We start from the raw sequence: 14,376 nt of genomic DNA, 5'->3' as shown, positions 1-14,376 counted from the left end.
ACACCTGCCCGCCACCCCCGCGAAGGAGGTGACGTAACGGCGTTAAATTTGCTTCATCCGGGACGTGTCTACTTCTTCTTGCGTCCCTGGTGCCGGATATTCCCCGGACGACCGCGCGGGGAAACGAAGTGTTTGCCCTTCTTCTTGAGCGGAACCGGCTTGCCGCGCTGCTCGATGCGGCCGCCGCCTTCTTCCAGTTCGAATTTCAGCGCGCCGGTCAGCGGGTTTGCCTCGGCGAGCCGCAGGCGCAGGATCTGGCCCATGGCGAAAGTGGTGCCGGTGCTCTCGCCTTCGAGGACCTGTGCCTTCTCGTCATAGGCGAAGCGCTCGTCGCCCAGGGTGGAGACAGGCACGAGTCCGTCGCCGCCGAGGCCGATGATCGTGGCGAAGAAGCCGAACTTCTGCACCCCGGTGATGCGGGTGTCGAACACTTGCCCGACGCGGCCCGAGAGCCAGGCGGCGACATAGCGGTCGATGGTCTCGCGCTCGGCCTCCATGGCGCGGCGCTCGAAGTTGCTGATGGCTTCGCTGACCCGGCCGAGGTCGTCCCGGTCGCGATCGGACAGACCCGAAGCGGCGGGGATATCGCCGTCCGGCTTCGGCTGCTCCAGCCCATAGGCATCGACGAGCGCGCGGTGCACGAGAAGGTCGGCATAGCGGCGGATCGGCGAAGTGAAGTGGGCGTAGGAGCCGAGCGCGAGGCCGAAGTGGCCCTCGTTTCGCGGGCCATAATAGGCCTGGGTCTGGCTGCGCAGCACCGCTTCCATGATGAGCGCCTTCTCGCTCTCGTCCGCGATGTCCTTGAGCATGCGATTGAACAGGCCGGGCGTGATGACCTGCCCCAGAGCCAGCTTGCGACCGAAGGTGGCGAGATAGTCCTTGAGCGCGGTCAGTTTCTCGCGGCTCGGGGTCTCGTGGACACGGTAGACCACCGGCGCGACTTTGGCTTCGAGGGCTTTGGCGGCAGCGACGTTGGCGGCGATCATGAAATCCTCGACCACGCGGTGCGCGTCGAGCCGCTCGCGGATGGCGATCTCGGTGATGCGGCCGTGCTCGTCGAGCTTTACCCGGCGCTCGGGCAGTTCGAGTTCCAGAGGATCGCGATCCGAACGCGCCTTGGCGAGCAGCTTCCAGCAGGCCCAGAGGTCCTGGAGATGTTGCTGCGCCCTGCCCTCATCGATGCGGGCCTGAGCCTCTTCATAAGCGATGACTTCATCGATTCGGACCAGCGCACGGGTGAAGCGCCATTCGGTGACCCGGCCCTGCCCGTCCACCTTGAGGTGGCAGGCCATGGCCGCCCGGTCCTCGCCCGAGCGCAGCGAGCAGACGTCGGCGCTGAGCACTTCGGGCAACATCGGCACGACGCGGTCGGGGAAGTAGACCGAGTTGCCACGCCGACGGGCCTCGCGGTCGATATGGCCGCCGGGACGGACGTAGAACGAAACGTCGGCAATTGCGACGAGCGCGTCGAAACCGCCCTCCTCGTTCGGCTTGGCCCAGATGGCGTCGTCGTGGTCGCGGGCGTCGGAGGGGTCGATCGCGACGATGGGAAGGTGACGCAGATCCTCGCGCTGCTCGTGGCTGAGCGGCATCTTCGCGGCACGCTCGGCCTCGGCGATGGTGTCGCCGTCGAAGTGATTGGGGATGCCGTGCTTGTGGATCGCGATCAGGCTGAAGGCCTTGGGCGCCAGCGGCTCGCCCAGCACTTCGGTGACCTTGACCGAAGGGCGCGCCGAGCGGCCGATCGGTTCGGCCAGCACCAGTTCACCCTTTTCGGCGCCGCCGAGGTCGGAGATCGGCGAGGAATTGCGGATGCGCTTGTCCACCGGCGCCAGCCAGGGCTTGCCCGCACCGTCGATCTCGACGACGCCGAGCATCTGCTCCGATCGCAGCATCAGCTTCTTCATCGGATAGGCGCGCCATCCGGTGGCGGATTCCTCGGTACGCGCGAGCACGCGGTCGCCCTTGCGCAGCGCCGAGCGGCCCTTCTCGATCAGGCGGATGCGCGGCGGCGGCGTGCCGTCGTCCGGCGTCCAGGTGTCGGGGATGGCGACAGGTTCGCCTTCGCTCACGTCGATTACGCGCAGCACGGTGACCTTGGGCAGGCCGCCCATGCGGTGGAAGGCGGTGCGCTTGCCGTCGATCAGGCCTTCCTCGGCCATGTCCTTGAGCAGCGCCTTGAGCTGGATCTTCTCGTTACCCTTGAGGGCGAATTCGCGTGCAATCTCGCGTTTGCCGACGGGGTCGGCCGAGTTCTGGATGAGGTCGAGGATCTGCTTGCGCGACGGCAGGCCAGGCGCGGGCCGGTTCTTGGAAGGCATGGTTTCCGCCATGCGCCGGAATGGCCGTCATTGCAATGGTGCCACGCCGACGGCACCATCACAAGTCAAGGTTCAAGGCTGTTTTGCAGCCGCTTCGCCGGCAATCGAGACCGACTGCGCAGCGGTCGGTGCGGGGGCAGTATGCTTCTCACCAGGATTGGCCTTGAGGAAGAGCTGCCAGGACGAAACTGCCAGGACGCAGGCCAGCAGGGGCTGGAGAATGCGGTCGGAAGCATGCGACGACAGGTAGCTGCCGATCACCACGCCCGGGATCGAGCCGATCAGCAACACGGCCAGAAGACCGAAGTCCACGTCGCCGATGATCCAGTGCCCGAACCCGGCGATCAGGGCCAGCGGCACGGCATGGGCGATGTCGGAACCGACGACGCGGGCAACCGGCAGCTTGGGATAGAGCACCAGCAGCACGGTCATGCCGATGGCGCCTGCGCCTACCGAGGAAATCGAAACCGCGACACCGATCGCCGCGCCAAGCAGGACGGTGCCGGCCAACACGCGCGAACGCGGCCGGGCCGGGTCGATGTCATGAGCGAGCTTGAGCAGCCACTTGCGGCAGATCACCGCCACGGCGGTGACGCCGAGCAGCACTGCCAGCGAGATCATGATGAGGTGCTCGGTGGAATTCCCGATCTTGCCGAACCAGGAGAGGAAGCCCAGCGTGAGGAGCGCCGCGGGGATACTGCCGCAGGCCATGCGGCGCACGATCCGCCAGTCCACCGTCTCGCGCTTGCCGTGGACGACCGAACCGGCGATCTTGGTCGTCGCCGCGAAGAGCAGGTCGGTGCCGACCGCCGTCTGTGGGCTTACTCCGAAAAGCAGTACCAGCAGCGGCGTCATCAGCGAGCCGCCGCCCACGCCCGTCAGTCCCACGAGCACGCCGACGAGCATGCCCGCAATGACGTGCAGGTAATCGAAATGCTGCGTCAATGCCATGAATGCTCACCGTTATCCGAAATAACCCATCCTCCGTAGACGCAGTTCGCAACTGCTGCCGACCCTGTTTGCGCAAAGCGCCTGTCATGTCGGACCACTGCCCGACAACAAAGATTTACTTCGCCCGCCGCCAGCGGACCTCGCACGGCCCGGTCTCGCAAGGAGCCAAGCCGCCCGAAAGCCACCGATTTTTCGGATATGTCCACCGAGACGCCCCCCACCCCGAATTTCAGTCTTCTATCCCGCCGGTAGAATTCAACCATCGCAGGGATCAAGGCAATTGGGCAAGCGGAGTAAACCCTCCGCCCGGAACGGCGGCAGCAATCGGGCTGACACTGCCGTCCGCCGCGACCGAGCGGACGCCAAGGATCCAGTCGTCGCCGCGGAAACCGTCTAGCTTGACGCTGGTTTCAGTGGTGCGCGCGACCATCGGCTGTGCTTCCCATTCGGGCGCATCGGTGCGGCGGCGCCAGACCGAATAGGCGGCTGCCCCGGTCACCGGCTTCCAGGTCACGTCCGTCCAGGTCTTCACCGCGGCATCGGCCGTGGCGATGGGCGGCATCGGCGCGGCGGCGAGAGCGGCCAGCGCGGCGATGTTGAGGCGCGTCACTTTGGCGAGATAGGGGAAGTCCATCTCGTCGATAGTGTCGCCGTACCGGATGCCGTTTTCGGTGCGCAGGTCCTGGTGTTGGTGTTCGTAATCCTCGATCGCGACGGAGAAGCGCACCGCCGGGTTGCCCTGTTCGAGGAACGGCAACTGGTCGCCGCCGCGCCCCATGCGATCGGCGCGCCAGACCTGCCGCACTGCCAGATCGCCCTGCACGCCGCCCGCCAGTTCGGCAATGAAGCGCGAGATATTGCGGCCAGGGCTGTCGTTCTCTCCGCCGAAGCGGCGGGCGTCGGCGCGGGTCTTGTCGGTGGCGTCGGCGCGCGGACCTTCCGAGAAAAGGCGCACGTTCCTGTCATCGACGAGACCGTCGGAGCCGTGCGTGCCGCCGACGATGTCGTTGTTGAGTACGGCCTTGACGGTCCAGCCCTGCTGCCTGGCATAGTCGGCCAGCAGCTTGCCGCCGTAGAGCCCCTGCTCCTCGCCGGACAGCGCGGCATAGACGATGGTCGTGGCGAACTTGCGCTTGGACAGCACGCGGGCGGCTTCGAGGACGAGCGCAGTGCCCGAACCGTCGTCATTGGCGCCGGGGGCATCGCTCTTCACGTCCATCACATCGGTGACGCGGCTGTCGATATGGGCTTCCACGATCACGACTTCGTTCGGACGCTCGGTGCCGCGCTGGATGGCCACGACATCGACCATCTTCACCGGCGTCGGGATGCGGGTGCCGCTGACCATCGCCTCGGGTATGACCACTTCCAGACAATCACCGCAGGCCTTCGAAGCCTTGCGGAATTCGTCGGCCGCCCAGCGGCGGGCGGCGCCGATTCCACGCTTGGGATCGGTATCGGAGGAGAGCGTGTGACGCGTGCCGAACGAAACCAGCTTCGCAACATCCGCGCGCATGCGGGCTTCGGAAACTTCGCCCGGAGCGGGCTTTTGCGGCGAATCGGCGGCGGCGCGCACCGGAAGACCGGAAAGGATCGTGGCGGAAAGCGCGGTCGCGACCAGAATTTTGTTCATGAAGGCGCTTGTCACGCCGGAGTGCCCGCTTGGCAAGACCTCAGAAGCGAACGGGCGTGTCTCCGTACCGGTTCGGACCCGGATTGGATGGCCAGACGCCGAAGATTATGACGATCAGGATCGCCGCGTAACCCAGCAGGCTGGCGGCCACCATCTTCGACTGCATCGCGAAAGCGGTCTCAAGATTGTCTGCCGAGACGCGCTGCATGGTCGAGACGATCTCATCCATTCTGGACCAGACAATCGCCTTGGACGTCAGCGAGAGCAGGAACGTCAGCAGCGAAATCCAGCCCGGCTTGCCGGAATCGTGCAGCCGCCGCGCAAAGGACGCCAGCAGCAGCAGCCCTGCCGTGAGCGACACGATGGTCGAGAGCGTCATCGAAGTACGCATGTATCCGGCCATCTGCGTCATGACGCGGGCGTTCATGGCGTCTCCGGAAACGCCCTGCTGCGCGGCCACGAAAGCGCCTTTCATGATCCCGCCCATCATCGGCATGGCGATCGCCATGCCCACGGCGTACTGGATCACGACGAGGAAGAGGACGTAGAACCAGAAAGTCTGCCGCGCATCGCGGCCTTCGAAGTTCAGCAGGTTCGTCAGATTGTACTTGATCGATCCCAGCACGCCCTCTTCCTCATTTCAGATCAGTAGGATCTCGCCACGTAGATGCGTTCCACTGCCGGATCGCCGGTGAACACACAGTTACCGGAGACAGCTTCCGCGTCGAGCGGCGTATTGCGGATGGTGAGCTTGAGCGTCTTCAGCTTCTGAACGACGGCTTCGAGCGCTTCTCCGGTCGGGCGCGACCATTCAACCTCGACCCAGCCCGGGTAGCGCTTGTCTTCCGAGAAGAACGCAGCCAGCTCGTCGAAGCTCTCGGCGCGGGAGATGTTCGCGTCCAGCTTGCCCTTGGCTTCGGCGAAGAGCGAGGTCTGGATAGCCTCGATCTCGGTCGTGGCGCGCGAAACGAAGTCTTCCTTGGCCATGCCGACGAAGTTCGCCTTGGCCGCATCGTTCCAGAGCTTGTCGCGGCGCAGCATCGAAACCTGACCGCCCGCGGCATCGCGGCCGCCGATTTCGAGGATCAGCGGAACGCCCTTCTTGACCCAGGCCCAGCGCTTTTGCGTGGCCTTGCCCGGACGCTTGTCGAGCAGGACGCGCAGCGGTTCGCCGAGTGCGAACTGGGTGACCAGCGCCTTGCGCAGTTCCTCGCAGTAGGCGAGCAGCGCTTCGTCCTCGTCATTGTCGCGCAGCATCGGCAGGATCACGATCTGGTGCGGCGCGATCATCGGCGGCACGCGCAGGCCATCGTCGTCGCCGTGGGTCATGATGACGCCGCCGACCATGCGGGTCGAAGTGCCCCAGCTGGTCGTGTGGGCGTACTGCTGGGTACCTTCCTTGTCCTGGTACTGGATGCCCGCGGCTTCGGCGAAACCGGTGCCGAGGTAGTGCGAGGTGCCCGCCTGGAGCGCCTTGCCGTCCTGCATCATGGCTTCGATCGAATAAGTCGCGACGGCGCCGGGGAAGCGTTCGTTCTCGGGCTTTTCACCGGCGATCACCGGCATGGCCAGCTCGGTCTCGGCAAAGTCGCGGTACATTTCGAGCGCGCGCAGCGTCTCGGTCATGGCGTCGTCGCGGTCGGCGTGGGCGGTGTGGCCCTCCTGCCAGAGGAACTCGCTGGTGCGCAGGAACATGCGTGTGCGCATTTCCCAGCGCACGACGTTGGCCCACTGGTTGACCATGAGCGGCAGATCGCGCCACGACTGCACCCAGCGCGCCATGGCGGCGCCGATCACCGTCTCCGAAGTCGGACGGACGATCAGCGGCTCTTCCAGCTTGGCTTCGGGATCGGGCACGAGACCACCCTTGCCGTCGCCGACGAGACGGTGGTGGGTGACGACCGCCATCTCCTTCGCGAAGCCTTCGACGTGCTCGGCTTCCTTGGCGAAGTAGGAAAGCGGGATGAACAGCGGGAAGTAGCAGTTGGTGACACCGGCGGCCTTGATGCGGTCATCCATCAGGCGCTGGATGCGCTCCCAGATGCCGTAGCCCCATGGCTTGATGACCATGCATCCGCGGACACCCGATTCTTCGGCCATTTCGGCTTCGGAAATGACTTCCTGATACCACTGTGCGAAGTCGTCCTCGCGCTTGGTGGAGAGGGCGTGACGAATGGCGGACACGGGTGCTTCTTCCTGAACTGAGCGATGCGACGGACCATCCGTTGCATTCCGGGCAAGTCGCGGCGTGTTTCACGCGCCGCGAAAGCACCTCGCGCAGACCCTTATTTGCCCAGCGCGTCAAGCCTCTTCTGGATTTCCGCCATCTGATCGCGCAGCGCGGCAAGATCTCCGGCGTCCTCGGCAGCAGGAGGCGCCTTGGGTTCTGGCTTCTCGGCACCGGGCATGAAGGCCGAGGCGGCGGCCTTGAACATCGCCATGTTCTGCTCTGCCAGTTTGGCCAGCGGATTGTTGCCCAGGCTGTCCTCGAACGCCTTGTGCAGCTTCGTCTGGTTGGCCCGGAAGTTGTCCATCGAGGCTTCCAGGTAGTGCGGCACCAGCGACTGCATCGAATTGCCGTACATGCTGATGAGTTCGCGCAGGAAGTTGACCGGGAGCATCTGCTCTCCGTTCGATTCTTCCTCCATGATTATCTGCGTGAGGATCGTGTGCGTGATGTCGGTGCCGGTCTTGGCATCGAGAACTTTGTAATCGACGCCTTCGCGGGTCATCTTCGCAAGATGGTCGAGCGTGATGTAGCTTGACGAACGTGTATTGTAGAGGCGACGGTTCGCGTATTTTTTTATGATTACCGTGTTGTCGTCCTGCGACGCCGTTTCAGCCATTGCCAATCCCCAATCTGCCTAATTTCCGGCCTGTATCACACAAGTTACCACCCCGGGTTGTCGCAACGCAACACAATTTGCTGCGCAGCAAAACTCTGGAGGATTACCCCTCGCGGCCGAACCGCCGTCCCAGCAGGGTGAGCAACTCATATTGGGAGAGTCCGGACGTGGCGGCAGCTTCGGGAAGAGCATAGTCCGCCGCGATCCAGTCGCCCTCGCCCACATCCGGCGCATGGGTCAGGTCGACGACCGTGAGATCCATGCTGACGCGGCCGAGCACAGGCAATTCATGACCCTTGGCACGGAACAGGCCCTTGCCGGACCAGCAGCGCAGATAGCCGTCCGCATAACCCAGTGCGATCGCACCGACACGCATCGGCGCGGGCGCGGTGAAGGTGGCGTTGTAGCCGATCGTCTCGCCTGCGGGCACCTCGCGGACCTGAAGAATCGCCGCTTCGGGACGGACCACCTGCTGCAGGTGCTCTTCCATGCCCACGCGCGGAATACCGCCGTAGAGCGCGATGCCGGGGCGGGTCAGGTCGCCATGATAGTCGCTGCCCAGGGCGATTCCAGCGCTGTTGGCAAGGCTCGCGCGGGCATGGCGCACCTGCCTGCGCGCCTCCTGCCAGCGCGCGCACTGCGCGGCATTGAGGTCGGTCTCCTCTTCGGCCGAGGCAAGGTGCGAGAGCAGCACATCGATATCGAGCGCGGCAATCGCCTCGTCGCCCAGTTCGTCCAGGCGAATGCCGAGGCGGTTCATGCCAGTATCGACCATGAGGTGGCAGCGTCCGCCCCCGGCTTCGGTCCAGCGCCGGGCCTGCGTCAGCGAATTGATGACCGGCGTCACACCGCTCTCTTTCGCGAAAGCGGCGTCCTGCGCGGTCAGCGGACCATGCAGCACCGACAGCGCAGCCGGGCTCACGCAATCGAGCAGATCCTGCGCCTCGCCCCAGTGCGCAACGAAGAAGTCGTGGCATCCGGCCGCGTGGAGCACCGGAACCACCTGCCGCGCGCCGAGGCCATAGCCGTTGGCCTTTACCGCTGCGCCGGCACGTGCGGTTCCGGACAGGCGATCGAGCGCCAGCCAGTTGGAGCGCAGGGCATCCCGGTCAAAAGCGAGACGAAGGGCGGAAGCAGGAAACTCAGGAGACATTTTCACCATAATCGCGCGGAGGGCCGCCTCGCAGCCCCCAGAGCGAGACGGCAAGGGCAACCGCGACAACGCCCCAAGTGTACCAAAGGCCCTGATAGGGATTGCCGCTGCTCGCGACCATGTAGCTGGAAATCAGCGGAAGGAAACCGCCAAAGTACCCTGTACCGATATGATAGGGGATCGACATCGAGCTGTAGCGGATACGCGGCGGGAACATCTCCGAAAGCAGTGCGGCCACCGGCCCGTACGTCGCGCCGGACAGGGCCATGAGCAGCAACAAGGTCGCGCCGATCGCCAGGGCATCGCCGATTGCAGGCCGCACTTTGGCGAAATCGTAGCCTGCATCGCCAAGCCATTGCTGCAACTGCACGCCGCGCGCCTTGCGGTCGTTCCACGGATAGGTGTCGAGCGGCAGCGCGCGTCCAGCCACCCGAAGCACCAGTTCGGGCGCTTTCGAAAGGCGATAGGAAACTCCCGCGCCTGCCAGATCGCCAAGGAGCCTGCCGCAACGGGTCGCCTGCTCGGACGCGAAGGGATTGTAAGCGCAGTCCGGTCCCGCCACGAGGACCGGCGCCCGCTCCGCGGCGCGGGACAAGCCCGGATTGGCATGCCCGCCGATCATCCAGAAGGCCGGAAACAGCAGGGCAAGCGTCAGCACATAACCCCAGACGATCGGCTTCTTGCGCCCGATCCGGTCGGAAAGGCTGCCGAAGATCACGAAGAACACCATGCCGAGCGCCGCGGCACCGCCGACGATGAATTCGGCCGCCGTGTCCTCCATGCGCATCGCCGCCTTGAGGAAACTCAAGGCCGAGAACATTGCGGTGTACCAGATCACCGTCAGCCCCGCCGCGATGCCAAAAAGCGCGATGAAGATGCGCCTGGGATTGCCCGGATACGTGAAGCTCTCGAGGAAGGGATTTCCGGAGACTTCCCCCTCCGCGCGCATGGCCCTGAATACCGGGCTTTCCGAAAGCCTGAGGCGCATCCACAGCGATACCGCCAGCAGTCCGATGCTGAGCAGAAAGGGAACGCGCCAGCCCCATGCCTGCCACAGGGCATCGCTCATCGCCGCCTTGCAACCGAGTACGACGATCAGGCTGAGCACGAAACCGCCTACGACGCTCGCCTGGATGAAACCGGTGTAGAAGCCGCGACGTCCAGGCGGCGCGTGTTCGGAAACGTAGATCGCCGCGCCGCCGTATTCCCCGCCGAGCGCCAGCCCCTGAAGCACCCGCAAGAGCAGGATGACAGCCGGAGCTAACAGGCCGATGGTTGCGGCCGAAGGGATCAGGCCGACACCTGCCGTCGCCACGCCCATCAGGGTCACGGTCACGAGGAAGGTGTACTTGCGCCCGAGCCGGTCACCCAGATAGCCGAACAGCACCGCGCCGAGCGGGCGAAAGCCGAAACCCACCGCGAAGCCCGCCCAGACCAGCAGCGTCTCCAGCGTGGCATTGCCGGACGGGAAGAACGTCTTGCCTATGATACCGGCCAGCGTTCCGTAGATGAAGAAATCGTACCACTCGAACACCGTGCCCATCGAGGACGCGGCGATCACCAGCCTGATGTCGGATGCGTTCGGTCCTGCCGGATGCTCCGGAGCTTCCCCTGCCATTCCCAGTTCCCCCGCCGGCCCCGATTTCGAGGTCCGTCAGCGGAAAATCTAGCTCCGGTTTCAGTCGGTGGAAAGCGCCCGTTTGGCGGCATGCCAAGGGAGTAGAACTGCGCCGTGACGCGCGGGATAGTCGCGGGCCTTGGCGATCGTTTCGATACCGGGCCATTCGGGCAGCGGTCCCTCTCCCGAAAGCCAGTGCGCGATCGCTTCACCTGCCTCGTCAAGATTCTGGGAGCTACATCCGACAGCCGCATCGGCAAAGATCGCGGCGGCGGCCTGCCCGATGGCGCAGGCCTGGCTGCGGATACCGATGCGTTCCACCGTGCCGTCCCCGCCCAGCGCCAGTCCCAGCGCGATCGTCGAGCCGCAGCTTTGCGAACGCGCCTCGCCTCTGAGTGGCAGCGCCTCGTCCCAGGGATAGGCCGCAAGCCGGATCGTCAGGCCGAGAACATCGGGCGTGTAGAGCACGGCGGCCGACATCAGCCCGCTTCCGCGGCTTCGGCTTCGCGCGCTTCGCGGCGGCGCTCGGAAATCATCTTCACCAGCGCCTCGCTGCTGGCGTTGACGAAGGGATACGTCCGCGCCTCCTTCATCCATTCGGGCCGCCCGCCCGGTCCCCATACGGTGTCGTAGCCGAGCACCAGGACCGAGAAGCCGAGGATCACGATGATGACCCCCTTCACCGCGCCGAAGCCGAAGCCCAGCACGCGGTCGATCGGCCCAAGCACCGAGGCGCGGCTCTGCTTTCCGGCCCACTTTGCGACGAGCTTCACGACGATGAAGGGCACCAGCAGCAGCAGCGCGAAGGCGAGCACCGGCGTCGCCGTGCCGGAGCCGCTGTAAGGCTCAAGCCAGGCGGACAGCGGGGTATGCAGCGTCCGGATCGCGAACACCGCGAAGATCCACGCGCCCAGCGCGAGGATCTCCTGCACGAAACCTCTCAGAAATCCGGTGGCGGCACCCACGCCGACGAACACCAGAACAGCAATATCGAAACCGGTCATAGGGCCCCGAACAAGAGCATTTTCTAATCAGGTGGAACACCTGATGACTCGGAAAATGCGACAAACCAATACCTAGAGCGGCCGAGCCGACGCAGTCGGAACGGCTGCTCTAGGCATCCGTCAGGATACGGTCAACGAGATTGGGCAGCATCGTCAGGCCAGTGAACTGAATACCCTTCGGCGAGCTTTCGCCATTGGTTCCGCCCGCCGGTCCGATCGCGCGCCCAAAGCCGAGTTTGGCCGATTCGCGCTGACGGATCGATGAATGGGAAACCGGGCGGATCTCGCCCGCCAGCGAGACTTCCCCGAACCAGACCGCGTTCTTGGGGAGCGGCTTGTCGCCGAGCGCCGAGATCAGCGCCGCCGCCACCGCAAGATCCGCGGCCGGATCGGCAAGGCGATAGCCGCCGGCCACGTTCAGATAGACTTCCGCGCTGGAGAAATTGAGCCCGCAGCGCGCCTCCAGCACCGCCAGCAGCATGGCCATGCGGCCGGAATCCCAACCGACCACCGCGCGGCGCGGCGTCGCCCCGCTCTGTAGCCGGACGATCAATGCCTGGATTTCCACCAGCACCGGACGCGTGCCCTCCATGGCGGCGAAGACGGCGCTTCCCGCCATTTCCTCGTCGCGTCCCGAAAGGAACAGCATCGAAGGGTTGCCGACTTCCGCCAGTCCCGCGCCTTCCATCGCGAAGACGCCGATCTCGTCGACCGGGCCGAAGCGGTTCTTCAGGCTGCGCAGGATACGGTACTGGTGGCTTCGCTCGCCCTCGAACGCCATGACGACGTCCACCATATGCTCCAGCACGCGCGGCCCGGCGATCGTGCCGTCCTTGGTGACATGGCCGACCAGCACCAGGGTGACATCGTTCTCCTTGGCATAGCGGATCAGTTCGAAAGCACAGCCGCGCACCTGGCTGACGGTGCCCGGCGCGCCTTCGATGGTGTCCGAATGCATCGTCTGGATCGAATCGATCACCAGCAAGGTCGGCGCTTCCATCATGCCCAGCGTGGTCAGGATATCCCGCACCGAGGTCGCTGAAGCGAGCTGGATCGGCGCCTTGGACAACCCGAGTCGCTCGGCGCGCAGACGCACCTGTCCCGCCGCTTCCTCGCCGCTGACATAGACGACGCTGCCGCCGGCCATGGCGATATGCGCCGAAGCCTGAAGCAGCAGAGTCGACTTGCCGATGCCGGGGTCGCCGCCCATCAGGATCGCCGAACCGGGCACGAGTCCGCCGCCCAACGCCCGGTCGAATTCCGCGAAACCGCTGGCGCGGCGCTTGGGCAGTTCGCCGGGGGCGTCGAGCGGCGTGAACAGGATCGGCCGCCCGCCCGAAGACAGGTCGTGCTTGGAGGAGAACACCGTCTGCGGCGTATCTTCCGCCAGCGTGTTCCACTCCCCGCAATCGGGACATTGACCTTGCCAGCGGGAGGAGACGCCCCCGCAGGCCTGACAGACATATCGACGCTTGGGCTTTGCCATGCCGCTTCGATTATCCGGAACGGAATGAGAACGCAATTGCCTTTCCCGTGCAATCGCGGCAACATGACGGGATGCGGCAAAAGGAACTGCGGATCGCGCTGGTCTGCTATGGCGGCATCAGTCTCGCCGTCTATATGCACGGGGTCACCAAGGAACTCTGGAAGGCGCTTCAGGCCAGCCAGGCGTTCTGGAATGGAGGGGAAGCGCCAAAGGGTACTGCTGCGGTCTACCGCAAGCTGCTGCAAAGGCTCGAATCGGGCAGCAACCTGCGGCTGCGCATCCTGACCGATATCGTCGCGGGCGCCAGTGCGGGCGGGATCAACAGCGTGTTCCTGTCGCAGGCGATCCATTCCGGTCACTCGCTGGAGCCGCTTACCGAACTCTGGCTGGAAAACGCCGACGTCGACGTGCTGCTCGACCCCGAGGCGCGGGCGCGCAGCCAGGTCACCAAGTTCTGGGCGCGGCCGCTCGTTTCCTATCTGCTCCACCGTCCCGGCAATGCCGTCAGCAGCAGCGTGGCACCGGAAACACGCGAGGAAGTGCGGGAAAAACTGTCCCGCCTGATCCGCTCGCGCTGGTTCGAGCCGCCCTTCAGCGGCCTGGGTCTTTCACGCCTGCTGGCCGGGGCCTTCACCGCCATGGCCGAGACCGAAGCCGGACCGTCGCTCCTGCCTCACGGCCACCCGATCAATCTTTTCGTGACCGCGACGGACTTCAAGGGCCACCTCGAAACCCTGCGGTTGCACTCGCCGGAACTGGTGCTGGAAAGCGAGCATCGCCTCAGCATCGGTTTCGAGGCGCGTGCGGGGTCCCCTGCCCTTGCGGCGATGCCGGAACTCCTGCTCGCGGCGCGCTCGACGGCGAGCTTCCCCGGCGCCTTTCCGCCGCTCCAGATCGAGGAAATCGACGGACTGATCGCCGAACTCGGCATAGCCTGGCCGGGCCGCGAGGCGTTCTTCCGGCGAGTGATGCCCGAGCACAGCCAGCGCGGCGATCTGGACAACGTGGCGCTCATCGATGGGTCGGTGCTCAACAACGCGCCGTTTTCCGATGCCATGGGCGTGCTGCGCGACCGTCCCGCCACCCGCGAGGTCGACCGCCGTTTCGTCTATATCGACCCCACGCCCGACCGGGTCGGCGCATCTCTGCGGCAGGAGCGCAAGGCGCCGGGATTCTTTTCGACGATCTTCGGCTCGCTGTCCTCGATCCCGCGCGAACAGCCGATCCGCGACAATCTGGAAGCGCTCGAACGCGATTCGCAGGAGATGGCGACCTTGCGCGCCATCGTCCTGGCCATGCGGCCCGAGATCGAGGAGACGGTGGACCGTCTATTCGGCAATACCTTCTTCCTCGACAGGCCCACG

At 65.1% G+C, this 14,376-nt stretch carries 12 protein-coding genes; 1 reads left to right on the top strand and 11 read right to left on the bottom strand.

Translation table 11 applies throughout. The features are described 5' to 3' along the window. Nucleotides 1-68: 68 nt before the first annotated feature. The 11 genes from rnr to radA form a co-directional block, all read right to left on the bottom strand. Entirely contained in the window at nucleotides 69-2,321 is a 2,253-nt protein-coding gene (gene rnr / locus V7066_RS15795) for a ribonuclease R (protein WP_334183939.1), read from the bottom strand. A gap of 72 nt (nucleotides 2,322-2,393) precedes the next feature. Beyond that, a complete protein-coding gene (locus tag V7066_RS15790) occupies nucleotides 2,394-3,272 on the bottom strand; it encodes a sulfite exporter TauE/SafE family protein (RefSeq protein WP_334183938.1) in 879 nt (292 codons plus the stop codon). A gap of 271 nt (nucleotides 3,273-3,543) precedes the next feature. Further along, complete coding sequence (locus V7066_RS15785) at nucleotides 3,544-4,905, bottom strand: M28 family peptidase (RefSeq protein WP_334183937.1); 1,362 nt, start codon at nucleotides 4,903-4,905, stop codon at nucleotides 3,544-3,546. Nucleotides 4,906-4,945: 40 nt separating this feature from the next. After that, a complete protein-coding gene (locus tag V7066_RS15780) occupies nucleotides 4,946-5,530 on the bottom strand; it encodes a DUF805 domain-containing protein (RefSeq protein ID WP_334183936.1) in 585 nt (194 codons plus the stop codon). 20 nt (nucleotides 5,531-5,550) lie between these two features. Next, the gene (gene proS, locus V7066_RS15775) at nucleotides 5,551-7,089 is read right to left on the bottom strand and encodes a proline--tRNA ligase (protein ID WP_334183935.1); all 1,539 of its coding nucleotides are present in this window, start codon (nucleotides 7,087-7,089) and stop codon (nucleotides 5,551-5,553) included. 101 nt (nucleotides 7,090-7,190) lie between these two features. Further along, entirely contained in the window at nucleotides 7,191-7,751 is a 561-nt protein-coding gene (gene phaR / locus V7066_RS15770; protein WP_334183934.1) for a polyhydroxyalkanoate synthesis repressor PhaR, read from the bottom strand. 103 nt (nucleotides 7,752-7,854) lie between these two features. Then, nucleotides 7,855-8,904: an alanine racemase gene (gene alr / locus V7066_RS15765; RefSeq protein ID WP_334183933.1), complete on the bottom strand. Its 1,050-nt coding sequence runs from the start codon at nucleotides 8,902-8,904 to the stop codon at nucleotides 7,855-7,857. After that, complete coding sequence (locus tag V7066_RS15760) at nucleotides 8,894-10,522, bottom strand: MFS transporter (RefSeq protein ID WP_334183932.1); 1,629 nt, start codon at nucleotides 10,520-10,522, stop codon at nucleotides 8,894-8,896. Before V7066_RS15760 ends, alr begins: the two co-directional genes overlap by 11 nt. A gap of 60 nt (nucleotides 10,523-10,582) precedes the next feature. Beyond that, nucleotides 10,583-11,002 (bottom strand): iron-sulfur cluster assembly scaffold protein, encoded by a 420-nt coding sequence (locus V7066_RS15755; protein WP_334183931.1) that lies wholly within the window; start codon nucleotides 11,000-11,002, stop codon nucleotides 10,583-10,585. Beyond that, on the bottom strand, nucleotides 11,002-11,526 hold the full coding sequence (locus tag V7066_RS15750) for a CvpA family protein (RefSeq protein ID WP_334183930.1): 525 nt from the start codon (nucleotides 11,524-11,526) through the stop codon (nucleotides 11,002-11,004). The genes V7066_RS15755 and V7066_RS15750 overlap by 1 nt, the downstream gene beginning before the upstream one ends. 109 nt (nucleotides 11,527-11,635) lie before the next feature. After that, nucleotides 11,636-13,012 (bottom strand): DNA repair protein RadA, encoded by a 1,377-nt coding sequence (gene radA / locus V7066_RS15745; RefSeq protein WP_334183929.1) that lies wholly within the window; start codon nucleotides 13,010-13,012, stop codon nucleotides 11,636-11,638. 71 nt (nucleotides 13,013-13,083) lie between these two features. On the opposite strand from radA, the gene V7066_RS15740 reads away from it, so the two are divergent. After that, on the top strand, nucleotides 13,084-14,376 hold a 1,293-nt coding region (locus V7066_RS15740; RefSeq protein WP_334183928.1), incomplete at its 3' end, for a patatin-like protein.

The sequence above is a fragment of the Novosphingobium sp. genome (assembly GCF_036820275.1).
Classification (GTDB): Bacteria; Pseudomonadota; Alphaproteobacteria; order Sphingomonadales; family Sphingomonadaceae; genus Novosphingobium.
This window is presented reverse-complemented; position numbering and strand designations above follow the sequence as displayed.

What these genes read in the sequence shown, in the direction of transcription:
- rnr (WP_334183939.1), bottom strand. Translation starts at nt 2,321, where the DNA reads ATGCCTTCCAAGAACCGGCCCGCGCCTGGCCTGCCGTCGCGCAAGCAG.
- V7066_RS15790 (WP_334183938.1), bottom strand. Translation starts at nt 3,272, where the DNA reads ATGGCATTGACGCAGCATTTCGATTACCTGCACGTCATTGCGGGCATG.
- V7066_RS15785 (WP_334183937.1), bottom strand. Translation starts at nt 4,905, where the DNA reads ATGAACAAAATTCTGGTCGCGACCGCGCTTTCCGCCACGATCCTTTCC.
- phaR (WP_334183934.1), bottom strand. Translation starts at nt 7,751, where the DNA reads ATGGCTGAAACGGCGTCGCAGGACGACAACACGGTAATCATAAAAAAA.
- alr (WP_334183933.1), bottom strand. Translation starts at nt 8,904, where the DNA reads ATGTCTCCTGAGTTTCCTGCTTCCGCCCTTCGTCTCGCTTTTGACCGG.
- V7066_RS15760 (WP_334183932.1), bottom strand. Translation starts at nt 10,522, where the DNA reads ATGGCAGGGGAAGCTCCGGAGCATCCGGCAGGACCGAACGCATCCGAC.
- V7066_RS15755 (WP_334183931.1), bottom strand. Translation starts at nt 11,002, where the DNA reads ATGTCGGCCGCCGTGCTCTACACGCCCGATGTTCTCGGCCTGACGATC.
- V7066_RS15750 (WP_334183930.1), bottom strand. Translation starts at nt 11,526, where the DNA reads ATGACCGGTTTCGATATTGCTGTTCTGGTGTTCGTCGGCGTGGGTGCC.
- radA (WP_334183929.1), bottom strand. Translation starts at nt 13,012, where the DNA reads ATGGCAAAGCCCAAGCGTCGATATGTCTGTCAGGCCTGCGGGGGCGTC.